Consider the following 22,471-nt stretch of genomic DNA (forward strand, 5'->3'; position numbering starts at 1 on the left):
TTTCGCGACACAAGGCCGCTCCCACATGGGGCGGTGTACGCAGGTCCTTGTGGGAGCGGCCTTGTGTCGCGATGGGCCGCAACGCGGCCCCAATTACATCAGGTACGGTACTCGGCGTTGATCTTCACGTACTCGTGGGACAGGTCGGTGGTCCAGATGGTTTCGCTGCACTGGCCACGGCCCAGTTCGATACGGATGGTGATCTCTTCCTGGGCCATTACCTTGGCACCCTGGTCTTCGGTGTAGCTCGGGCTGCGGCCGCCTTTGCTGGCAATGCACACGCTGTCCAGGTACACATCGATCAGGCTCACATCCAGCTCCGGTACACCGGCACGGCCAACGGCGGCGAGGATACGGCCCCAGTTGGGGTCGGAAGCGAACAGCGCTGTCTTGATCAGCGGCGAGTGGGCCACGGCGTAGCCGACGTCCAGGCACTCCTGGTGGTTGCCACCGCCGTTGACCTGCACGGTAACGAACTTGGTGGCGCCTTCGCCGTCACGGACGATGGCCTGGGCCACTTCCATGCACACTTCGAACACCGCCTTCTTCAGCGCTTCGAACAATGCGCCGCTGGCTTCGGTGACTTCCGGCAGGTTGGCCTTGCCGGTGGCGATCAGCATGCAGCAGTCGTTGGTCGAGGTGTCGCCATCGATGGTGATGCGGTTGAACGACTTGTTGGCGCCGTCCAGCATCAGGTCCTTGAGTACCGCTGGGGCAACCTTGGCGTCGGTGGCGATGTAGCCGAGCATGGTAGCCATGTTCGGGCGAATCATGCCTGCACCTTTGCTGATGCCGGTGACGGTAACGGTCACGCCATCGTGCTGGAACTGGCGGCTGGCACCCTTGGGCAGGGTGTCGGTAGTCATGATGCCGGTGGCGGCTTCGGCCCAGTGGTTTTCCGACAGGTTGTCGAGGGCGGCCTGCAGCGCGCCTTCGATCTTCTCGACCGGCAGCGGCTCGCCGATTACGCCGGTGGAGAACGGCAGTACCGATTCGGCCGGTACGCCAGCCAGTTCGGCCAGCTTGGCGCAGGTGCGCTCGGCGGCGGCCAGGCCTGGCGCGCCGGTGCCGGCGTTGGCGTTACCGGTGTTGGTCAGCAGGTAGCGCACGGTGCCCTGCACACGCTGCTTGGACAGGATCACCGGCGCTGCGCAGAAGGCGTTGAGGGTGAACACGCCAGCCACGCTGGAGCCTTCGGCGCAGCGCATGACCACCACATCCTTGCGCCCCGGGCGCTTGATGCCGGCAGAAGCGATGCCGAGTTCAAAACCCGGAACCGGGTGCAGGGTGGGCAAAGGACCAAGACCAACAGCCATTAGAGCGCTCCTAGAAAATACGGTTGATATCGAAAAACGGGGCCGCTTCGCGCCCCATCGCGACACAAGGCCGCTCCCACATAGGACGGCGCAGCGTTGCGGCTGTGCGCTATCCCTGTGGGAGCGGCCTTGTGTCGCGATAGGGCCGCACCGCGGCCCCAATTCAGGTCAGATCACTCGATCTGCCCGTGGCAATGCTTGAACTTCTTGCCCGAACCACACCAGCACGGCTCGTTGCGGCCCAGCTTCTGCTCGTTGCGCACCGGTGCCGAGGCAACGGCCACTTCGGCGCCCTCCTCGTTCAGTTGCTCGCTTTCCAAGCCCGGGGCAGCGGCATGCTGGAACTGCATGCGGCTGGCCAGTTCCTCGGCCTCGCGGCGCAGGCGGGCCTCCTCTTCGACCGGGTCTTCGCGGCGTACCTGAACGTGCGACAGCACACGGATGGTGTCGCGCTTGATCGACTCGAGCAGCTCCTGGAACAGGCTGAAGGATTCGCGCTTGTACTCCTGCTTCGGGTTCTTCTGCGCATAACCACGCAGGTGGATACCGTGACGCAGGTGGTCCATGGTCGACAGGTGGTCTTTCCACAGGTCATCCAGCACGCGCAGCAGGATCTGCTTCTCGAAGGTACGCAGGGCTTCGATACCGGCCTGGTCTTCCTTCTCGGTGTACGCGGTGGTGATTTCGTTCAGCAGCTTCTCGCGCAGGGTCTCTTCGTAGAGGTGATCGTCCTCGTCGAGCCACTGCTGGATCGGCAGCTTCATGGCGAAATCGCTTGCAAGCGAAGCTTCCAGACCGGCCACGTCCCACTGCTCTGGCAGCGACTGCGGCGGAATGTGCTGGCTGATGGTAGCGTCCAGTACTTCCTTGCGGAATTCGACGATGGTGTCGCCAATGTTCTCGGCGGCCAGCAGGCTGTTGCGCATGTGGTAGATCACCTTGCGCTGCTCGTTGGCCACGTCGTCGTATTCCAGCAACTGCTTGCGGATGTCGAAGTTGCGGCCTTCGACCTTGCGCTGGGCCTTCTCGATGGCGTTGGTGACCATGCGGTGCTCGATGGCCTCGCCGGACTGCATGCCCAGCGCCTTCATGAAGTTCTTCACCCGGTCAGAGGCGAAGATACGCATCAGGCTGTCTTCCAGCGACAGGTAGAAGCGGCTGGAGCCCGGGTCGCCCTGACGGCCGGAACGGCCACGCAGCTGGTTGTCGATACGGCGCGATTCGTGGCGCTCGGAAGCGATCACGTGCAGGCCACCCGTCTCGATCACCTGCTGGTGACGCTTCTGCCAGTCGGCCTTGATCTGGGCGATCTGCTCGGCGGTCGGGTTTTCCAGGGCAGCCACTTCGGCTTCCCAGTTACCGCCCAGCAGGATGTCGGTACCACGGCCGGCCATGTTGGTGGCGATGGTCAGGGCACCTGGCGCACCGGCTTGCGCGATGATCTCGGCTTCCTTCTCGTGGTACTTGGCGTTGAGCACCTTGTGGTCGATACCTTCCTTCTTCAGGAGGTTGGACATGTGCTCGGAGGTTTCGATGGTCGCAGTACCCACCAGCACCGGGCGGCCCTGCTTCATGCTTTCCTTGATGTCGGCGATGATCGCGGCGTATTTCTCGTCGGCGGTCAGGTACACCAGGTCGTTGAAGTCTTTACGCGCCAACGGCTTGTTCGGCGGAATGACCATCACGTTGAGCCCGTAGATCGACTGGAACTCGAACGCTTCGGTGTCGGCGGTACCGGTCATGCCGGACAGCTTGGTGTACAGGCGGAAGTAGTTCTGGAAGGTGGTCGAAGCCAGGGTCTGGCTCTCGGCCTGAATGTTCAGGTTCTCTTTGGCTTCGATGGCCTGGTGCAGGCCTTCGGACAGACGACGGCCCGGCATGGTACGGCCGGTGTGCTCGTCGATCAGCAGGACCTGGCCGTCCTGGACGATGTATTCGATGTTGCGGTGGAACAGCTTGTGCGCGCGCAGGCCGGCGTAGACGTGGGTCAGCAGGCTCAGGTTATGCGCCGAGTACAGGCTCTCGCCCTCGGCCAGCAGGCCGGACTGGGTGAGCATCTCTTCGATGAATTGGTGACCGGCTTCGTTCAGCTCGACCTGACGGCTCTTCTCGTCGATGGTGAAGTGGCCTTCCTGGGTGACCTGGCCTTCGACCTCTTCGATGTGCTGGGTAAGGCGCGGGATCAGACGGTTGATCTCGATGTACAGCTTGGAGCTGTCCTCGGCCTGACCGGAGATGATCAGCGGGGTACGCGCTTCGTCGATGAGGATGGAGTCGACTTCGTCGATCACGGCGAAGTTCAGTTCACGCTGGAACTTCTCGTCCTGGCTGAACGCCATGTTGTCGCGCAGGTAGTCGAAACCGAATTCGTTGTTGGTGCCGTAGGTGATGTCGGACGCGTAGGCGGCGCGCTTTTCTTCCGGCGGCTGGAAGGCCGAGACGATGCCGACCGACAGGCCGAGGAACTCGTACAGCGGGCGCATCCAGTTGGCGTCGCGGCGGGCCAGGTAGTCGTTGACGGTGACCACGTGCACGCCCTTGCCGGACAATGCGTTGAGGTACACGGCCAGGGTACCGACCAAGGTCTTGCCTTCACCGGTACGCATTTCTGCGATCATGCCCTCGTGCAGGGTCATGCCGCCGATCAGCTGCACGTCGAAGTGGCGCATGCCCATCACGCGCTTGCCGGCCTCACGGGCCACGGCGAAGGCTTCAGGCAGCAACTGGTCCAGTGTCTCGCCTTTGGCCAGGCGCTCCTTGAACTCTGCGGTCTTGCCCCGCAGTTGCTCGTCGGAGAGGGCCACCATCTTCTCTTCGAGAGCATTGACGATGTTCACCGTCTTGAGCATGCGTTTGACTTCACGCTCGTTCTTGCTTCCAAAAAGTTTCTTTAACAAAGGCGCAAACATATCGGCAGGATCTTCCACACGTAGGGATGGAGGGCGGCCCCATGAGTCGCCCGTGCAGCCCTGAGGCCGCATGCGAACGAGCATTCTACCCGGAAACGATGGTGAGGAAAGTGGTGGATTTCCACGATGCTTGTACAGCGTTTTGGCGGGGGCTTGTTTTAGATAGGGGCATTTTCCCTGAGTTCAAGGTTCGGGAAGATGAAACGTATCGAGAATGAGTCTTGTCTTTTGTTATCTGTGCCGGCCTCTTCGCGGGTAAACCCGCTCCCACAGGATCACCTACACATCAAGGGCAGTGCCTTACCTGTGGGAGCGGGTTCACCCGCGAAGAGGCCAGTGCAGGCTATAGAGATGTTAGACTGCGGACCATGTAACCTCATGCGTACCCCCATGGCCTACAAACCCTCCCCCGCCCAGCCGCCCTCGGCCCTGCTCCGCCAGGTCCGCCCGCTGCGCCTGCTGCTGAACCAGGCCGAACGCCTGGAGCACCTGCAGCGCCTGCTGGAAAGCCAGCTGCAACCAGCCGCCCGCGAGCACTGCCATGTGGCGTCGTGGCGCGATGGCACATTGTTGCTGGTGGTAACCGACGGCCACTGGGCAACCCGCCTGCGCTATCAGCAGAAACGCCTGATGTCGGCATTACAGGCCATGGAGGCGTTCGCCAACCTCAGGCGCATCCTGTACAAGGTCCAGCCCCCGCTGGTGCCAGCCAAGCGTGGTGGCCATGCTGCGGAACTTTCCAATAACGCAGCCGAGAGCCTGCGCGATACCGCCGAGGGCATCACTGACCCCAAGCTGCGCGCAGCACTGGAACGATTGGCCGCCCACGCCCAGGACAAGCCATAAAAAAGGCCACCCGAAGGTGGCCTTAATGAACTAGAGAGTGTTCGAACTTACACGGCCGCAACAGGGCGCATGTACGAGATCGGTGCCGTGCTGGCATCTTCGAAGGTGACCACTTCCCAGGCATCGGTTTCGGCAATCAGCTTGCGCAACAGCTGGTTGTTCAGCGCGTGGCCGGACTTGTAGCCCTTGAACTCGCCGATCAGGCTGTTGCCCAGCAGATAAAGGTCGCCAATGGCGTCGAGTATCTTGTGCTTGACGAATTCGTCATCGGAACGAAGGCCGTCTTCGTTGAGCACACCGGTCTCGTCGACCACGATGGCGTTCTCGACACTGCCACCCAGCGCAAGGTTGTGCTTGCGCAGGTACTCGATGTCACGCATGAAACCGAAGGTACGGGCGCGGCTGACTTCCTTCACGAACGAGGTGCTGGAGAAGTCGACGACCGCACTCTGGGTCTGGCCCTTGAGGACCGGATGATCGAAGTCGATCTCGAAGCTCACCTTGAAACCGTCGAAAGGCAGGAAAGTGGCGCGCTTGTCGCCCTCTTCCACGGTTACCTCACGCAGGATGCGGATGAACTTCTTGGCTGCGTCCTGTTCTTCCAGGCCGGCAGACTGAATCAGAAATACAAAGGGTCCGGCGCTGCCATCCATGATCGGCACTTCCGAGGCGGAGAGCTCGACGTAGGCGTTATCGATGCCCAGGCCCGCCATGGCGGAGAGCAGGTGCTCGACCGTATCGACCTTGACGTCACCGTTGACCAGCGTCGTCGACATGGTTGTCTCGCCGACGTTGGCCGCGCGCGCCGGGATTTCGACCACAGGGTCGAGGTCGGCGCGGCGGAAGACGATGCCGGTGTCAACAGGTGCAGGCTTGAGGGTCAGGTAAACCTTCTCCCCGGAGTGCAGACCGACACCTGTGGCACGGATGGTATTCTTCAGGGTGCGTTGTTTAATCATGGCATTGGCCGCTTCAGCGCAAATTGCGAACAGGTATCAACAAAGGCTGGGGATGATAACAGACCCAACCTTTGATGAATACCAATCACCTTTATACCCCTGATAAATTCCATTAATCAGCCTGACGACGCAGGAATGCCGGGATATCGAGGTAGTCCAGGTCATCCTGAGGGTTCAGTTTAGCGGCTGCAGCAGCACCTGCATGGGCCTGGTTGCGCATTACGGTCGGGCGCTCCAGGTCACGGTAGTTGACCGCAGGCTGCTCCTGGCGAACCGGCGCCGGGTTGGAAGCCTCGTACACCTGCTGGGCAGTCTGCAGGGTGTTGTCGACCACCTTCACAGGCTTCTCGATGCGCGCGCCCAGGCCGGTGGCCACTACGGTCACGTGCAGTTCGTCGCGCATGTCCGGGTCGATCACGGTGCCGACCTTGACCATGGCGTGGTCGGAGGCGAAGGCTTCGATGATGCTACCCACGTCGGAGTACTCGCCCAGCGACAGGTCAGGGCCTGCGGTGATGTTCACCAGGATGCCGCGGGCGCCCTGCAGGTTGACGTCTTCCAGCAGCGGGTTGCGGATCGCTGCCTCGGTGGCTTCACGCGCACGGTTCGGGCCGCTGGCGCAGCCAGTACCCATCATGGCCATGCCCATTTCACCCATCACGGTACGCACGTCGGCGAAGTCGACGTTGATCATGCCCGGGCGCTTGATGATATCGGAGATACCGCGCACGGCACCGGCCAGTACGTCGTCGGCCTTGGCGAAGGCGGACAGCAGGCTGGCATCCTTGCCCAGGATGGTCAGCAGCTTCTCGTTGGGGATGGTGATCAACGAGTCGACGCTTTCGGCCAGCATGCGGATGCCTTCATCGGCGATCTGCATGCGCTTGCGGCCTTCGAACGGGAACGGACGGGTCACCACGGCAACGGTGAGAATGCCCATTTCCTTGGCCACTTCGGCGATGATCGGCGCTGCACCGGTACCGGTACCGCCACCCATGCCAGTGGTGATGAACACCATGTTGGTGCCCTGCAGCACTTCAGCGATGCGCTCACGGTCTTCCAGCGCGGCCTGGCGGCCGACTTCCGGATTGGCACCGGCACCCAGGCCCTTGGTCACGCCAGTGCCCAATTGCAGGATGGTGCGCGCGCCGATGTTCTTCAGCGCCTGGGCATCGGTGTTGGCGCAGATGAATTCCACGCCTTCGATGCTGCTCTTGACCATGTGGTTGACGGCGTTGCCGCCACCACCGCCAACACCGATCACTTTGATGACCGGGCTTTGCGGGACGTTGTCTACGAGCTCGAACATTTTCCCTCTCCTTACAGTTCTCTAGTTGTCGCGCCTACCACTACTGCTTTGAAACTTAGAAATTGCCCTGGACCCAGCGCTTGAAGCGTTCAAGCACTGGAGCCTTCGGTTCATCGCCATAGCTGTTGCTGCTGCTGTTACCGGTCAGGGGCAGGTCTTCGGTCTGCTTCTGCAGGCCGTAGGTGAGCAAGCCCACGCCGGTGGAATAGATCGGGTTGCGAACCACGTCGCTGAGCCCCCGAACGCTGTGCGGCACGCCCAGGCGTACCGGCATGTGGAAGATTTCCTCGGCCAGTTCCACGGCGCCTTCCATCTTGGCGGTGCCGCCGGTGAGGACGATGCCGGCCGGCACCAGGTCCTCGTAGCCGCTGCGGCGCAGTTCGGCCTGAATCAGGGTGAAGAGCTCGTCGTAACGTGGCTCCACCACCTCGGCCAGGGCCTGGCGCGACAGCTCGCGCGGTGGGCGATCACCCACGCTTGGCACCTTGATGGTCTCGCCGGCGCCAGCCAGTTTGGCCAGGGCGCAGGCGTAGCGGATCTTGATTTCTTCGGCGTACTGGGTCGGGGTACGCAGGGCCATGGCGATGTCGTTGGTCACCTGGTCGCCGGCAATCGGGATCACCGCGGTGTGACGGATCGCGCCCTCGGTGAAGATGGCGATGTCGGTGGTGCCACCACCGATGTCCACCAGGCACACGCCCAGCTCTTTTTCATCGTCGGTCAGCACCGAGTAGGCCGAGGCCAGCTGCTCGAGGATGATGTCGTCGATTTCCAGGCCGCAGCGGCGTACGCATTTTTCGATGTTCTGCGCCGCGTTGACCGCGCAGGTGACCACGTGGACCTTGGCTTCCAGACGTACGCCTGACATGCCCAGCGGCTCGCGCACGCCTTCCTGGTTGTCGATCACGTAGTCCTGCGGCAGGGTGTGCAGCACGCGCTGGTCAGCCGGGATGGCGACGGCCTGGGCGGCGTCGAGTACGCGCTCCAGGTCGGCCAGGCTGACCTCGCGGTCGCGGATGGCGACGATGCCGTGGGAGTTCAGGCTGCGGATGTGGTTGCCGGCCACGCCGACAAAGGCCGAGTGGATGCGGCAGCCGGCCATCAGCTGCGCTTCTTCCACGGCGCGCTGGATCGACTGCACGGTGGACTCGATGTTCACCACCACGCCTTTTTTCAGGCCGCGGGACGGATGGGTACCGATCCCGACGATTTCCAGGGTGCCGTCCTCGCCCACTTCCCCCACCAGCGCCACCACCTTGGAGGTGCCGATGTCCAGCCCGACGATCATTTTGCCGCTATGCGCGTTTGCCATGGTCCTGCCTCTCTCTAATTCTTCGCAACGGCGGGTTGGGCCGTCGTCGGTGCAATCGGTTCCCGCCAACCAACGGCAAGTCCGTTGGAGTAACGCAGATCAATGCGGGCGATAGTGCTGATCTGGTCTTTGAGTGTCTTGTCGTAAATGGCAATGAAACGGCGCATCTTCTCCACCAGATGGTCGCGCCCCAGCAGCAGCTCGATGCCCGGCCCGGCGCTGCTCGCGCCCGTGGTCAGGAACCAGCTGCCTCGCTCGCGCAGCTCCAGGCGAGCGATGGAAAAGCCCAGCGGGCGCAGCATCTGGCTCAATACCTGATACTGCTGCATCACTTGTTGCTGAGCACGCTGCGGCCCGGCCAGCTGCGGCAGGTGCTCGTAGTTGGCCAGTTCGCGCGGGGTGAAGGCCTGGCCCTGGTTGTTGAGCAAGGCTTCGTCACCCCAGCGCGCCACCGGCAACTGTTCTTCCAGGCGGATCACCACCTCGTCGGGCCACACCCGGCGCACTTCGGCGTGGGCGATCCACGGCATCTGCTCGAGCTCTGCGCGCATCGCCGGCAGGTCGACACTGAAGAAGCTCGCTGCCACGTAGGGCGCGATACGCTGCTGCACCGACTGCTGGCTGATGTAGCTGAGGTCGCCCTGCACGTCGATCTTGGTGATCGGCCGGTCGGCGTACGGCATCAGGCGAATGGCGCCCTCGTAGGCGCCAAAACCGGCCGCCACCAGCAGCACCGGCCACAGCAGGCGCTTGAGACCACCCAGGCTTGGCCGCGGCAGGCGCGCCGATACGGGCTCGTCGGCCACCAGCCGGCTGGCACCACGCGGCACCGGCTTGCTACGGCCGGTAACGGGTTGCTGCTGACGTATCATCGCGCCTTGCATGGTTGTTAACCTCGCGTCGCCACGCTTTCGGCCAGGATCGCCAGCACCAGTTGCTGGAAGTCCAGGCCGGCCGCGCGGGCCGCCATGGGCACCAGGCTATGGTCGGTCATGCCGGGTGCGGTGTTGACTTCGAGCAGCCAGAACCGGCCCTGCTCGTCCTGCATCACGTCCAGCCGCCCCCAGCCTTCGATGCCGATGGCATCGCAGGCACGCGCGGTCAGGTCGATCAGTTCCTGTTCCTTGACGCTGTCCAGGCCGCACGGAATGCGGTACTGGGTATCGTTGGCGATGTACTTGGCGTCGTAGTCGTAGAACACGTGCGGCGTACCCAGGGCGATCGGCGGCAGCACCTGGCCGCGCAATACCGCGACGGTGTACTCCGGCCCGTGGATCCACTGCTCCACCAGTACCTGGGAGTCGTATCGGGCGGCATCCTGCCAGGCGGCGACCAGTTCCTGGGCGCTGTTCACCTTGGCCATGCCGATGCTGGAACCTTCATGGGCGGGTTTGACGATAAGCGGGAAGCCCAGTTCCGTACTGGCCTGCAAACAATCGCTTTCGCTCGCCAGCACTGCGTGGCGCGGGGTCGGAATACCCAGGCTCTGCCACACCTGCTTGGTGCGCAGCTTGTCCATGGCCAGTGCCGAGGCAAGGATGCCACTGCCGGTGTAGGGGATGCCCAGGCACTCGAGCAGGCCTTGCATGCTGCCGTCTTCACCGCCACGACCGTGGAGGATGATGAAGGCGCGGTCGATCTTCTCGCTTTGCAGGCGGTCGAGCAGGTCGTCACCCACGTCGATGGCGACAACGTCGACACCGGCGGTGGTCAGCGCGTCGATCACTGCGGCACCGGACTTGAGCGACACTTCGCGCTCGGCGCTCTTGCCGCCGTACAGCACCGCGACGCGGCCGAACGCCTTGACGTCCAGGGTCGAGTGCAGTTTGTCGTAGGCGCTGGTCATTTCGACTTCTCCTGCTTGGCGCCAGCGAACAGCGGGCTTTTCATCAATTGAGGGGCCAGGCCGCCGACATCACCGGCACCCTGGCAGATCAGGATGTCGCCAGCGCGCAGCAGTGGCTTGACCAGCGGCGCCAGGTCGACGCCACGCTCGATGTAGATCGGGTCCAGCTTGCCGCGCTGGCGGATGCTGTGGCACAGCTGGCGGCTGTCGGCGCCGGGGATCGGCTCTTCGCCGGCCGGGTAGACCTCCATCAGCAGCAGCACGTTGGCATCGCCCAGCACCTGGACGAAATCGTCGTACAGGTCGCGGGTACGGCTGTAGCGGTGCGGCTGGTAGACGATCACCAGGCGACGGCTTGGCCAACCGCCGCGCACGGCCTGGATCACCGCAGCCACTTCGGTCGGGTGGTGGCCGTAGTCGTCGACCAGCATCACGCTGCCGCCTTCGACCGGCAGTTCGCCGTACACCTGGAAGCGGCGGCCGACGCCCTGGAAGCCGGACAGGCCCTGGACGATGGCTTCGTCGGTGATGCCTTCGTCGGTGGCGATGGCGATGGTGGCCAAGGCGTTGAGCACGTTGTGGTTGCCGGGCATGTTCACCGACACCTCCAGCGGCTCGCGGTCGCGGCGCAGCACGGTGAAGTGGGTCTGCATGCCCATCTGGCGCACATTGATGGCGCGGATGTCGGCCTCGTCGCTGAAGCCATAGGTCACGGTCGGGCGCTTGACCTGTGGCAGGATCTCGCGCACTACCGGGTCGTCCAGGCACATCACGGCCAGGCCGTAGAACGGCAGGTTGTGCAGGAACTCGACGAAGGTTTTCTTCAGTTTGTTGAAGTCACCTTCGTAGGTCGCCATGTGGTCGGCGTCGATGTTGGTGACCACGGCTACCATCGGCTGCAGGTGCAGGAAGCTGGCATCGCTCTCGTCCGCTTCGGCGATCAGGTAGCGGCTGGTACCCAGCTGGGCATTGGTGCCGGCCGCAGTCAGGCGGCCACCGATGACGAAGGTCGGGTCCAGGCCGCCAGCGGCGAACACCGAGGCCAGCAGGCTGGTAGTGGTGGTCTTGCCGTGGGTGCCGGCAACGGCCACGCCATGGCGATAGCGCATCAGCTCGGCGAGCATCTCGGCACGCGGCACCACCGGAATGCGCCGCTCGAGGGCGGTGGCGACTTCCGGGTTGGCCGGGTTGATGGCGCTGGAGACCACCAGCACATCGGCGGTGGCGGCGTTCTCGGCGCGGTGGCCGACGAAGATCTCGGCGCCGAACGATTCCAGGCGTTCGGTAACCGGCGAGGCCTTCAGGTCGGAACCGGACACTTCATAGCCCAGGTTCAGCAACACTTCGGCAATGCCGCACATGCCCACGCCGCCGATACCGACGAAGTGGATACGGCGGATACGGCCCATCTTCGGCTGGGGCATGGCTTTCTGGCTCTCAACCATGGGCCACCTCCAGGCAGATATCGACCACGGTGCTGGTTGCGGCAGGTTTGGCCAGGCGCCGTGCGGTGCCTGCCATGACATTGAGTTTCTCGGGTTGCATCAGCACCTCGTTCAGGCGTTCAGCGAGCTGCGCTGCGCCAGTTGTCGCTTGTGGCATCAGGAAGGCTGCGCCTTCCCGGGCCAGATATTGGGCGTTGTGGGTCTGGTGGTCGTCGATCGCGTGGGGCAATGGCACCAGCATCGAAGGCAGGCCCGCTGCCGCCAGCTCGCTGACGGTCAGGGCGCCGGCCCGGCACACCACAATGTCGGCCCAACCATAGGCTTGGGCCATGTCCTTGATGAAGGGCTCTACCTGAGCCTCGACACCCGCCTCGTGATAACGCTCGGCGGTGGCCGGCGCGTGTTGCTTGCCGGCCTGGTGGAATACCTCTGGCCGCAGTGCGGCGGGCACTTCGGACAGGGCCTTAGGCAACAATTTGTTCAATGGTTCCGCACCCAGGCTGCCGCCCATCACCAGCAGGCGCGCACGGCGCTCGGCCAGGGGCGCGCGCAGGGCGTCCATGAACAGTTCCGGGCGTACCGGGTTGCCGGTGGTGCGCAGTTTGTCGCTGGCCGCGAAGGTGGCCGGGAAGGCTTCGCACACACGTGCAGCCAGCGGCAGCAGCAGGCGGTTGGTGGTACCGGCGCGGGCGTTCTGCTCGTGGATCACCAGCGGTACGCCGCACAGGCGTGCGGCCACGCCGCCGGGGCCGGTCACATAGCCACCGAAGCCGACCACGCATACCGGCTTGAGCTCACGCACGATACGCCGCGCCTGCAGCACGGCCTTGACCAAGGTGAACGGTGCCTTGAGCAACGACAGCTTGCTCTTGCCGCGCAGGCCACTGACCTGGATCAGGTGCAGCGGCAGGCCGGCCTGGGGCACCAGTTCGTTCTCGATACCGCGCGGGGTGCCCAGCCAGTGCACGCTGTAGCCGCGCGCCTGGAATTCACGGGCGCAGGCCAGGGCCGGGAACACGTGGCCCCCGGTGCCGCCCGCCATGATCAGTACGTTCTTGCCGTCAGCGGCCATGATTGGTCTCCTCGGCAAAATCGCTTTCGCTGAATTCGTGTTCCTCACTGCCCAGGTGCGTGCGGCTTTCCCACTCGATACGCAGCAACAGGCCCACACAGGCACAGCAGATCACCAGCGAACTGCCCCCGTAGCTGAGGAACGGCAGGGTCAGGCCCTTGGTCGGCAGCAGGCCGACGTTCACACCGATGTTGATCAGGAACTGGCCGATCCACAGGAAGGCCAGGCCGAAGGCAACATAGGCGGCAAAGAACTGCTTGGCTTTTTCCGCCCACAGGCCGATATACAGGGCACGTACAGTCACGAATACGAACAGCGCGATAGTCAGCAGCGAGCCGACCACCCCGAGTTCTTCGGCCAGTACCGAGAACACGAAGTCGGTGTGCGCTTCAGGCAGGTAGAACTGCTTCTGCACGCTGTTGCCCAGGCCAACGCCCAGCCACTCGCCACGGCCGAAGGCAATCAGCGCCTGGGTCAACTGGTAGCCCGAGCCGAACTGGTCGGACCACGGGTCGGTAAAGGTAATCAGGCGCGCCATCCGGTAAGGCTGCGCCTGTACCAGGACGAACACCGCGACCACCGCCAACACCACCATCAGGCTGAAGCGGAACAGCCCCACCCCGCCGAGGAACAGCATGGCCGCCGCCGCGCCCATCATCACCACGGTGGCACCGAAGTCCGGCTCCATCAGCAGCAGGGCAGCCATGGGCAGCAGCACGATGAACGGCTTGAAGAAGCCCATCCAGGTTTCGCGTACCTCGGTCTGCCGGCGCACCAGGTAGCCGGCCAGGTAGACGACCACGAACACCTTGGCGATTTCCGAAGGCTGCACGTTGAAGAAGCTGAAGCCGATCCAGCGCATGGAGCCGTTCACTTCGCGGCCGATACCCGGCACCAGCACCAGTACCAGCAGGCCGAAGGCACCCAGCAGCATCAGGAAGCCCATGCGCTGCCAGGTGGCGATCGGTACCAGCATTGTGGCGCCACAGGCGACCAGGCCGAGGAACACGTACACCAGGTGGCGGAACATGTGGTAAAGCGGGTTGCCCGACTGCACCGCAGCCACTTCCGAGGACGCCGAGGTGATCATCACCAGGCCCAGGCCCAGCAATGCCAGGCAGCCGGCGAGCATCGCGAAGTCCAGGTCGATGCCACGGCCGCTGATCAGCGGCGACGGATAGGGCTTGAGGATGCCGAAGATCATGCAAGGCCTCCCGCTGCCTGGGCGAACAGGCGCCCGCGTTCTTCGAAGTTCTTGAACATGTCGAGGCTGGCGCACGCCGGCGACAGCAGCACGGCATCACCCGCCTGGGCCAGTTCGGCGCATTGCTGCACGGCGTCGTCGAGGGTCTTGACGCGGACCAGTTGCACGCCATCGCCCAGAGCTTCGGCCAGGCGCTCGGCATCACGGCCAAGCAGTACCACGGCGCGGCAGAAGCGCTTGACCGGCTCGCGCAGCGCGGCGAAGTCGGCGCCCTTGCCATCGCCACCGGCGATCAGCACCAGCTTGCCTTCGATGTCGGCACCCAGGCCTTCGATGGCGGCCAGGGCAGCACCGACGTTGGTGGCCTTGGAATCGTCGTACCAGTTAACGCCGTTACGCTCGCGCACCCACTGGCAACGGTGGGCCAGGCCGCCGAACTCGCGCAGCGCCTCGAGCATCGGTTCGAACGGCAGGCCGGCAGCATGCCCCAGGGCCAGTGCCGCCAGGGCGTTGCTCTGGTTGTGGGCGCCGCGAATCTTCAGCTCACGCGCCGGCATCAGCGCCTGGAACTCGAACGCCAGGTATTTCTCGCCGTCCACTTCGCGCAGGCCGAAGGCCTTGAAGTCCGGCTGGTTCAGGCCGAAGGTCCAGCATGGGCGGCCTTCCACCGGCAGCGGTCGGCTCAGGGCGTCCTGGCGGTTGACCACGACCTGGCGGGCACCACGGAAGATCCGGTGTTTGGCCAGGTGGTAGGCCGGCAGGCCGCTGTAGCGGTCCATGTGGTCTTCGCTGATGTTCAGCACGGTGGCCACTTCGGCGTTGAGCTGGTCGGTGGTTTCCAGCTGGAAGCTGGACAGTTCCAGCACGTACAGCTCGACGTCATCGGCCAGCAGGTCCAGCGCCGGGGTACCGAGGTTGCCGCCCACCGCCACGCGCTTGCCCGCCTTGGCGGCCATTTCGCCAACCAGGGTGGTGACGGTGCTCTTGGCGTTGGAGCCGCTGATGGCAATGATCGGGGCCTTGGCGTGGCGGGCAAACAGTTCGATGTCACCGGACAGCTTCACGCCACGCGCGGCCGCCTGCTGCAGGGCCGGGGTGGCCAGGGCCAGGCCGGGGCTGACGTACAGCTCGTTGGCGCGGCACAGGAAGTCCACGTCCAGTTCACCACAGCGCACTTCCACCTGCGGGTAATCACGGCGCAGGGTGTCCAGTTCCGGCGGTTGCTCGCGGGTGTCGGCGACCGCAAAGGCAATGCCCCGGCTCGCCAGGAAGCGAACCAGGGACATGCCGCTCTTGCCGAGGCCGACAACGATGCGGAATTGGTCGGAAGCGATCAGGGACACGCTCATCTACCTCAGTTTCAGGGTTGCAAGGCCGACCAGCACCAGGATCACGGTGATGATCCAGAAGCGGACGATCACCCGTGGCTCTGGCCAGCCCTTGAGTTCAAAGTGGTGGTGGATCGGCGCCATGCGGAACACGCGCTTGCCGGTCAGCTTGAAGGAGGCAACCTGGATCACCACCGACAGGGTTTCCATGACGAACACGCCGCCCATGATGAACAGCACGATTTCCTGGCGGACGATCACGGCGATGGTGCCCAGGGCGGCGCCCAGCGCCAGCGCGCCGACGTCACCCATGAATACCTGCGCCGGGTAGGTGTTGAACCACAGGAAGCCCAGGCCGGCACCGATCAGCGCGCCGCAGAACACGATCAGCTCGCCCGAGCCCGGCACGTATGGGATCAGCAGGTATTCGGCGAACTTCACGTTGCCCGACAGGTAGCAGAAGATGCCCAGGGCACCGCCGACCATCACCGTCGGCATGATCGCCAGGCCGTCGAGGCCGTCGGTGAGGTTGACCGCGTTGCTCGAACCGACAATGACGAAGTAGGTCAGCACGACGAAGCCGATGCCCAGCGGAATGGTGACATCCTTGATGAACGGCAGGATCAGCGTGGTTTCGACGCTGGTCGGCGCGGTCTTGTACAGGAAGATGGCTGCAGCCAGGCCGAACACCGACTGCCAGAAGTACTTCCAGCGGCTTGGCAGGCCACGCGAGTTCTTTTCGATCACCTTGCGGTAGTCATCGACCCAGCCGATGGCACCGAATGCCAGGGTAACGATCAGCACCACCCACACGTAGCGGTTGGTCAGGTCGGCCCACAGCAGGGTGCTGACGGCGATGGCGGACAGTATCAGCGCCCCACCCATGGTCGGGGTGCCGGACTTGGACAGGTGCGATTGCGGGCCGTCGTTACGCACGGCCTGGCCGATCTGGCGGATTTGCAGGGTACGGATCATCCACGGCCCCAGCCACAGCGCCAGGGACAACGCGGTCAGCACACCCAGAATCCCGCGCAGGGACAGGTACTGGAAGACCGCGAAGCCTTTGTGGAACTGTTGCAGATACTCGGCCAACAGCAGCAGCATTAATGTTTCTCCCCGCTGGCACCGCACAATGCCGCCACGACGTTTTCCATCGCAGCGCTGCGCGAGCCCTTGATCAAGATAGTGGTGTCGCTGGCATTCTCGGCGCCAACCGCGTCGATCAGCTCAGCTTGAGTAGCGAAATGGCGGCCATTGGCACCGAACGCCTTGACCGCGTGTGTCATGTTGGAACCCACTGCGTACAGGGCGTCGACCTTGCCACGCGCGTAGTCACCCACCTGACGGTGGCCTTCTTCCGCCCATTGCCCCAGTTCGCCGATATCTCCAAGCACCAGGACGGTGCGTCCGGAAAAGCCGGCGAGTATATCAATGGCTGCGCACATGGAGGTGGGATTTGCGTTGTAACTGTCGTCGATCACGCGCACACCGTTCGGCGCGATCTGCGCCACGGTACGGCCCTTGACCGGCTGCACGGCAGCCAGGCCGGCGGCGATGCCGCTCAGGCTCAGACCAACGGCATGGGCAGCGGCGGCGGCGGCCAGGGCGTTACTGACGTTGTGCTCACCAAGCACATTGAGTTGCACGTCTACCACATCACCAGCGCCGTGCAGCTTGAACGACGGGCAACCACGGGCATCGCGACCGATGTCCGTGGCATGGAAATCGGCCTTCGCATTGCTGCGGGCGAAGCTGAAGACCTTGTGCGCGCCGGCGCGTGCCTTCCAGATATCAAAGGCCTTGTCGTCCAGGTTGAGGATGGCGATACCGCCCTCGCCCAGGCCTTCGAGGATCTCGCCCTTGGCTTCGACGATCTTTTCCGGGCCGCCGAACTCGCCAACGTGGGCGGTACCGGCGTTGTTGATGATGACCACCTGGGGCTGGGTCAGGCCGACGGTGTAGCGGATCTCGCCAATGCGCGAGGCGCCCAGTTCGATTACCGCGGCACTGTGCTCGGGAGCGATCTCCAGCAGGGTCAGCGGCGCGCCGAGGTCGTTGTTCAGGTTGCCGCGGGTGGCGTGCACCAGGCCACGGGTGCGCAGGATGCTGGCGAGCATCTCCTTGACCGTGGTCTTGCCGCTGGAACCGGTGATGGCCACCACCGGCTTGTCGAAGGCAGCACGGTTCAGCGCGCCAAGCTGGCCGAGGGCCAGGCGGCAATCGGCGACCAGCAGCTGCGGCAGATCGACATCGGCTACTTCACGCTCGACCAGGGCCGCGACAGCGCCCTTGGCCTTCACATCGGCCAGGTAGTCGTGGCCATCGAAGCGCGGGCCGGCCAGGGCGACGAACAGTTGCCCGGCGCCAACACTGCGGCTGTCGATGCTGACGCCGGTGAAGGTGGCGTCGGCACCGATTTGTTGACCACTCAGTGCTGTGGTCAGCTGGCTGAGTGACATCGGCTTAAGCATGTGGAGCCTCCCAGGCTGCAAGTGCCTTTTCGGCCTCGGTCAAATCGGAGAAATCATGGCGCTCGCCATTGATCTCCTGGTAATCCTCGTGCCCCTTGCCGGCCAGCACGATCACATCGTCGGCAGCGGCAGTGGCGATCAGGTGTGCGATGGCTTCGCCACGACCGGCAACGAACTCGACCTCGGCAGGACTGGCGAAACCGGGACGGATGTCATCGAAAATGCGCAGCGGGTCTTCAGTACGCGGGTTGTCGTCGGTGACCAGCACGCGGTCTGCCAGGCGTTCGGCCACTTCGGCCATCAGCGGACGCTTGCCGCGGTCTCGGTCGCCGCCGCAGCCGAACAGGCACAGCAGCTTGCCGTGCGCGTGCGGGCGCAGGGCTTCGAGTACTTTCTCCAGGGCGTCCGGGGTGTGCGCATAGTCGACCACCACCAGCGGCTTGTCGCCCCCACCCAGGCGCTGCATGCGGCCGATCGGCCCCTGCAGCTGCGGGGTGACCTTGAGGATTTCGTCCAGCGCGTAGTCCAGCGCCAACAGGGTCGCCACGGCGGCGAGCATGTTGCTCAGGTTGAAGCGGCCCAGCAACTGGCTGCGCAGGGTACGTTCGCCCTGGGCGGTGACCAGGGTGGCGCGCACGCCATCGTCATTGAACACGGCTTCGCGGCAGAACAGCGAGGCCTCCGGGTTCTCCAGGCTGTAGCTGAGCAACCGGGTCTCGATATGGTCGGCACTCGGCCGGCGGGCAAAGGCCTCGGCCAGGCGGCGACCGAAGGCGTCGTCAAGGTTGACCACCTGGCAGCGCAGGCTCGACCAGGCGAACAGCTTGGCCTTGGCGGCCTCGTAGGCCTCCATGCTGCCGTGGTAGTCCAGGTGATCGCGGGACAGGTTGGTCATGACCGCGATGTCGAATTCCAGCGCGGCGACCCGGCCCTGCTCCAGGGCGTGCGAGGAAACCTCCATGGCCACGGCCTTGGCGCCACCTTTCTTGAGGTCGTTGAGGGTCGACTGTACGGCGATCGGGTCGGGCGTGGTCAGGCGGCCACTCTGCAGCTCACCATAGAAGCCGGTACCCAGGGTGCCGATCAGGCCGCAACGCTGGCCAAGCAAGTCCAGCGCCTGGGCCACCAGCTGGGTGACGCTGGTCTTGCCGTTGGTACCGGTCACGCCCACCAGGTTCAGCTGGCGGCTCGGTTCACCATAAAAGCGCCCTGCGATATCCGAAAGCTGGGCGATCAGGCCCTTGACCGGGATGAGCGGCGCGTCGGTCAGTGGCAGAACGCTCGTGCCCTGTTCTTCATAGGCCACGGCAGCAGCGCCACGCGCCAGGGCATCGGCGATATGCTCGCGGCCATCGACCTTGGCGCCCGGCACGGCCAGGAACAGATCGCCCGGGCGCACATTGCGGCTGTCCAGGGTCAGTTCACGGATCAGCGGATCACGGCTGGCGTGAGCGAAAAGCTTGCTCAATGGCATTGTCATCATCCACGCCCTCCCTTGGCGGTTGCTGCTGCATTGACTTGCGATTGTTCGACGGGTGCTGGTGGCGGCAGGTTGTCTGGCGGCACGTTCATCAGGCGCAGGGTGCCGGACATGACCTTGCTGAACACCGGCGCCGAAACCAGGCCGCCGAAGTAGCCGCCCTTGCCTGGTTCGTCGATGACCACGACGATGGCGTAGCGCGGGTCGCTCATCGGCCCGAAGCCGGCGAACAGCGAGCGGTAGGCGTTTTCGGTGTAGCCCTTGGAGCCCACGGTGGCTTTACGCGCGGTACCCGACTTGCCGGCCACGTGGTAGAACGGCACCTGGGCGCGGAACACGCCGCGCGGTGCTTCGATCACCTGTTGCAGCATGCCTTGGACGGTTTCGGCGGTTTCCTTCGGAATGGCCTGCACGGCTTCCGGGGCCTTGTCGACCTTGAGGATCGACAGCGGCACCATCTTGCCGTCGTTGGCCAGCGCCGCGTAGGCATGCACCAGTTGCAGGGCGGTGACCGACACGCCATAGCCATAAGACAGGGTCGCGGTCTCTGCCTTGCGCCACTCGCGGTGGTTGGGCAGGTTGCCGACGCGCTCGCCGGGGAAGCCAAGGCCGGTGTACTGGCCCAGGCCGACCTGGGACATGACCCGGTAGATGGCCTCGCCGCCGATGTCGAAGGCGATCTTGCTCATGCCGACGTTACTGGAGTTGATCAGGATGCCGGTCAGGTCGAGGATCGGGCCCTCGCTCCTGGACACGTCCTTGATGGTGTAGCGACCGATCTGCAGGCTGCCCGGGTACACCTCGACCTTGTCGGTCGGCTTCCAGCGGCCACTTTCCAGTGCCGCGCTCATGGAGATCGGCTTGACCGTGGAGCCCGGCTCGAACACGTCGATGATCGCGCGGTTACGCATGGCGGCCGGGAACATGCTGCGACGGTTGTTGGGGTTGTAGGTCGGCTGGTTGACCATGGCCAGGACCTCACCGGTCTTGACGTCCATGATCACCAGGCTGCCGGCCTTGGCGTCCTGTTCGGCAATGGCGTTGCGCAGCTCGCGGGTGGCCAGGTACTGCAGGCGCAGGTCTATCGACAACGCCAAGGTCTTCCCGGCCTTGGCGTTCTTGGTTACCTGGATGTCCTTGATCAGCCGGCCGCGCCGGTCCTTGATCACCTGCCGCTTGCCGGGTACGCCGGCCAGCCACTCGTCATAGGCCAGTTCCACCCCTTCCCGACCGTGGTCGTCGAGGTCGGTGAAGCCGACCATGTGCGCAGTGACATCACCGGCCGGGTAGAAGCGGCGGAATTCTTCCAGGCCGTACACACCCGGCACTTTCAGGTCGAGTACATGCTGGCCCTGCTCCGGGGTAAGGCCGCGGACCAGATAGATGAACTCTTTGCTGGCCTGCTGGGTCAGGCGCTCGGTCAGCTGCTGCGGGTTCTGCCCCAGCGCTGCCGCCAGCTGTGGCCAGCGGTCTTTGGAGGCCTGCATTTCCTTGGGGTTGGCCCACAGGGTGGTGACCGGGGTACTGACCGCCAGCGGTTCACCGTTACGGTCGGTGATCAGGCCGCGGTGAGCCGGGATAGGGATGTGACGCAGGCTGCGCGCATCGCCCTGGCCCTTGAGGAAGTCACGGTCGACCACCTGCAGGTCGATGATGCGCCAGCAGATGGCACCGACCATCAGCGCCAGCAAGCCGATCACCACGCGGAAGCGCCATGGGTAGAGTGCGCCTTCGAGCTTCATCATGGCGCCACCATCCGCACTTCGTCAGCCGAAGGTACGCGCATCTTCAGTTGCTCGGAAGCCAGGTTTTCGATGCGGCTGGCGGCGGTCCAGGTGCTTTGCTCGAGGATCAGCCGGCCCCACTCGGCCTGGGCCTTGTCGCGTTCGTTCAACTCGCCGTACAGGGTGTTGAGCAACTGACGGTTCCAGTGCGCGCTGTAGGACACGGCGATGGCCGAAATCAACACGGCAACGAACAGCAGAAGCATCAGGAAGCTTCCGCCTGGCAAGGGTTTGGCAAACAGCCTGCTCACCGCAGCTTCTCCGCCACCCGCATCACGGCGCTGCGCGCCCGCGGGTTGGCCTTGAGCTCGGCTTCGGAGGCGAACTGGGCCTTGCCGATGAGCTTGATTTTCGGCTCGAAGGCCTTGTGCTGAACCGGCAGGTTGCGTGGCAGGTTGTCAGCCTCGCCCTTGACCAGCTTGCGCATGAACAGCTTGACGATACGGTCTTCCAGCGAGTGGAAACTGATGACTGCCAGGCGACCGCCAACTTCAAGCGCTTCGAGCGCTGCCTCAAGACCGGTCTCTAGGTCGCCCAGCTCGTTGTTGACGTGAATGCGCAGGCCCTGGAAGGCACGGGTAGCCGGGTTCTTGCCTTTTTCCCAAGCCGGGTTGGCCACCTTGAGCACTTCCGCCAGGTCGGCGGTACGGGTGAACGGCTGCTTTTCGCGGCGCTCCACCACAGCACGCGCCATGCGCCCGGCAAAGCGCTCCTCGCCGTATTCCTTGAATACGCGGGCGATCTCTTCCACCGGCGCAGTGGCGATGAACTCGGCGGCGCTGATGCCCTGGTCCGGGTTCATGCGCATGTCCAGCGGGCCATCATTGAGGAAGCTGAAGCCACGCTCGGGGTCATCCAGCTGCGGCGAGGAAACGCCCAGGTCGAGCAATACGCCACTGACCTTGCCATCCAGGCCGCGCTCGGCCACTTCCGCGCCCAGCTCGGCAAAGCTGCGCTGCACAATGACAAAGCGGCCGTCTTCGGCCGCCAGCGCTTGCCCCGTGGCAATCGCCTGTGGATCTTTGTCGAAACCCAGCAGCCGCCCTTGCGGCCCGAGCTTGCTGAGAATCAGCCGGCTGTGCCCGCCACGGCCGAAAGTGCCGTCCAGATAGCAACCGTCGGCGCGCAGGGCCAATGCCTCGACAGCTTCGTCGAGCAGGACGGTAATGTGGTTGAAGCCGCTATCTATG

Annotated in this window: 18 protein-coding genes; 1 reads left to right on the forward strand and 17 read right to left on the reverse strand. The window is 64.1% G+C overall.

Annotated elements, in window-relative coordinates; genetic code table 11:
* Positions 1–98: 98 nt before the first annotated feature.
* Together argJ and secA are read right to left on the reverse strand one after the other, a co-directional pair.
* The gene (gene argJ / locus ABX298_RS05680) at positions 99–1,316 is read right to left on the reverse strand and encodes a bifunctional glutamate N-acetyltransferase/amino-acid acetyltransferase ArgJ (RefSeq protein ID WP_023662147.1); all 1,218 of its coding nucleotides are present in this window, start codon (positions 1,314–1,316) and stop codon (positions 99–101) included.
* A 173-nt stretch (positions 1,317–1,489) separates the two neighbouring features.
* A complete protein-coding gene (secA, locus tag ABX298_RS05685) occupies positions 1,490–4,225 on the reverse strand; it encodes a preprotein translocase subunit SecA (protein WP_075046258.1) in 2,736 nt (911 codons plus the stop codon).
* 390 nt (positions 4,226–4,615) lie between these two features.
* Here secA and ABX298_RS05690 point away from each other — a divergent pair, with 390 nt between their 5' ends.
* Positions 4,616–5,071: a DUF721 domain-containing protein gene (locus ABX298_RS05690; protein ID WP_075046260.1), complete on the forward strand. Its 456-nt coding sequence runs from the start codon at positions 4,616–4,618 to the stop codon at positions 5,069–5,071.
* Between the two features lie 47 nt (positions 5,072–5,118).
* Here the strand turns inward: ABX298_RS05690 and lpxC are convergent, their stop codons facing one another.
* From lpxC to rsmH, 15 genes are all read right to left on the reverse strand, one after another.
* Positions 5,119–6,030 (reverse strand): UDP-3-O-acyl-N-acetylglucosamine deacetylase, encoded by a 912-nt coding sequence (lpxC, locus tag ABX298_RS05695; RefSeq protein ID WP_003260771.1) that lies wholly within the window; start codon positions 6,028–6,030, stop codon positions 5,119–5,121.
* A 112-nt stretch (positions 6,031–6,142) separates the two neighbouring features.
* The gene (gene ftsZ / locus ABX298_RS05700; RefSeq protein WP_003260772.1) at positions 6,143–7,339 is read right to left on the reverse strand and encodes a cell division protein FtsZ; all 1,197 of its coding nucleotides are present in this window, start codon (positions 7,337–7,339) and stop codon (positions 6,143–6,145) included.
* 55 nt (positions 7,340–7,394) lie between these two features.
* On the reverse strand, positions 7,395–8,651 hold the full coding sequence (gene ftsA / locus ABX298_RS05705) for a cell division protein FtsA (protein ID WP_051098537.1): 1,257 nt from the start codon (positions 8,649–8,651) through the stop codon (positions 7,395–7,397).
* Positions 8,652–8,665: 14 nt separating this feature from the next.
* Positions 8,666–9,535 carry a cell division protein FtsQ/DivIB gene (locus ABX298_RS05710; RefSeq protein WP_025340544.1) on the reverse strand — a complete coding sequence of 290 codons (870 nt, stop codon included), beginning with the start codon at positions 9,533–9,535 and terminating at the stop codon, positions 8,666–8,668.
* Positions 9,536–9,540: 5 nt separating this feature from the next.
* Complete coding sequence (locus tag ABX298_RS05715; RefSeq protein WP_075046261.1) at positions 9,541–10,497, reverse strand: D-alanine--D-alanine ligase; 957 nt, start codon at positions 10,495–10,497, stop codon at positions 9,541–9,543.
* Positions 10,494–11,942 (reverse strand): UDP-N-acetylmuramate--L-alanine ligase, encoded by a 1,449-nt coding sequence (gene murC, locus ABX298_RS05720; RefSeq protein ID WP_013974110.1) that lies wholly within the window; start codon positions 11,940–11,942, stop codon positions 10,494–10,496. Before murC ends, ABX298_RS05715 begins: the two co-directional genes overlap by 4 nt.
* On the reverse strand, positions 11,935–13,014 hold the full coding sequence (murG, locus tag ABX298_RS05725) for an undecaprenyldiphospho-muramoylpentapeptide beta-N-acetylglucosaminyltransferase (protein ID WP_075046262.1): 1,080 nt from the start codon (positions 13,012–13,014) through the stop codon (positions 11,935–11,937). The genes murC and murG overlap by 8 nt, the downstream gene beginning before the upstream one ends.
* Positions 13,004–14,215: a putative lipid II flippase FtsW gene (ftsW, locus tag ABX298_RS05730; protein ID WP_170978874.1), complete on the reverse strand. Its 1,212-nt coding sequence runs from the start codon at positions 14,213–14,215 to the stop codon at positions 13,004–13,006. Before ftsW ends, murG begins: the two co-directional genes overlap by 11 nt.
* Positions 14,215–15,561 carry a UDP-N-acetylmuramoyl-L-alanine--D-glutamate ligase gene (murD, locus tag ABX298_RS05735; protein WP_039613069.1) on the reverse strand — a complete coding sequence of 449 codons (1,347 nt, stop codon included), beginning with the start codon at positions 15,559–15,561 and terminating at the stop codon, positions 14,215–14,217. Before murD ends, ftsW begins: the two co-directional genes overlap by 1 nt.
* A 6-nt stretch (positions 15,562–15,567) precedes the next feature.
* Positions 15,568–16,650 (reverse strand): phospho-N-acetylmuramoyl-pentapeptide-transferase, encoded by a 1,083-nt coding sequence (gene mraY / locus ABX298_RS05740; RefSeq protein ID WP_025340548.1) that lies wholly within the window; start codon positions 16,648–16,650, stop codon positions 15,568–15,570.
* Positions 16,650–18,017 carry a UDP-N-acetylmuramoyl-tripeptide--D-alanyl-D-alanine ligase gene (murF, locus tag ABX298_RS05745; protein WP_075046265.1) on the reverse strand — a complete coding sequence of 456 codons (1,368 nt, stop codon included), beginning with the start codon at positions 18,015–18,017 and terminating at the stop codon, positions 16,650–16,652. The genes mraY and murF overlap by 1 nt, the downstream gene beginning before the upstream one ends.
* Positions 18,010–19,497 (reverse strand): UDP-N-acetylmuramoyl-L-alanyl-D-glutamate--2,6-diaminopimelate ligase, encoded by a 1,488-nt coding sequence (locus ABX298_RS05750; RefSeq protein WP_084785350.1) that lies wholly within the window; start codon positions 19,495–19,497, stop codon positions 18,010–18,012. The genes murF and ABX298_RS05750 overlap by 8 nt, the downstream gene beginning before the upstream one ends.
* Complete coding sequence (locus ABX298_RS05755; protein WP_162276789.1) at positions 19,497–21,239, reverse strand: penicillin-binding protein 2; 1,743 nt, start codon at positions 21,237–21,239, stop codon at positions 19,497–19,499. The genes ABX298_RS05750 and ABX298_RS05755 overlap by 1 nt, the downstream gene beginning before the upstream one ends.
* A complete protein-coding gene (gene ftsL, locus ABX298_RS05760; protein WP_025340552.1) occupies positions 21,239–21,532 on the reverse strand; it encodes a cell division protein FtsL in 294 nt (97 codons plus the stop codon). Before ftsL ends, ABX298_RS05755 begins: the two co-directional genes overlap by 1 nt.
* Positions 21,529–22,470, reverse strand: a complete 942-nt coding sequence (gene rsmH, locus ABX298_RS05765) for a 16S rRNA (cytosine(1402)-N(4))-methyltransferase RsmH (protein WP_170929298.1) — start codon at positions 22,468–22,470, stop codon at positions 21,529–21,531. The genes ftsL and rsmH overlap by 4 nt, the downstream gene beginning before the upstream one ends.
* Between the last annotated feature and the right edge of the window lies 1 nt (position 22,471).

Origin of the sequence: Pseudomonas sp. X4 (genome assembly GCF_040784925.1) — a bacterium.
In the GTDB taxonomy this organism is placed as follows: Bacteria; Pseudomonadota; Gammaproteobacteria; order Pseudomonadales; family Pseudomonadaceae; genus Aquipseudomonas; species Aquipseudomonas putida_Z.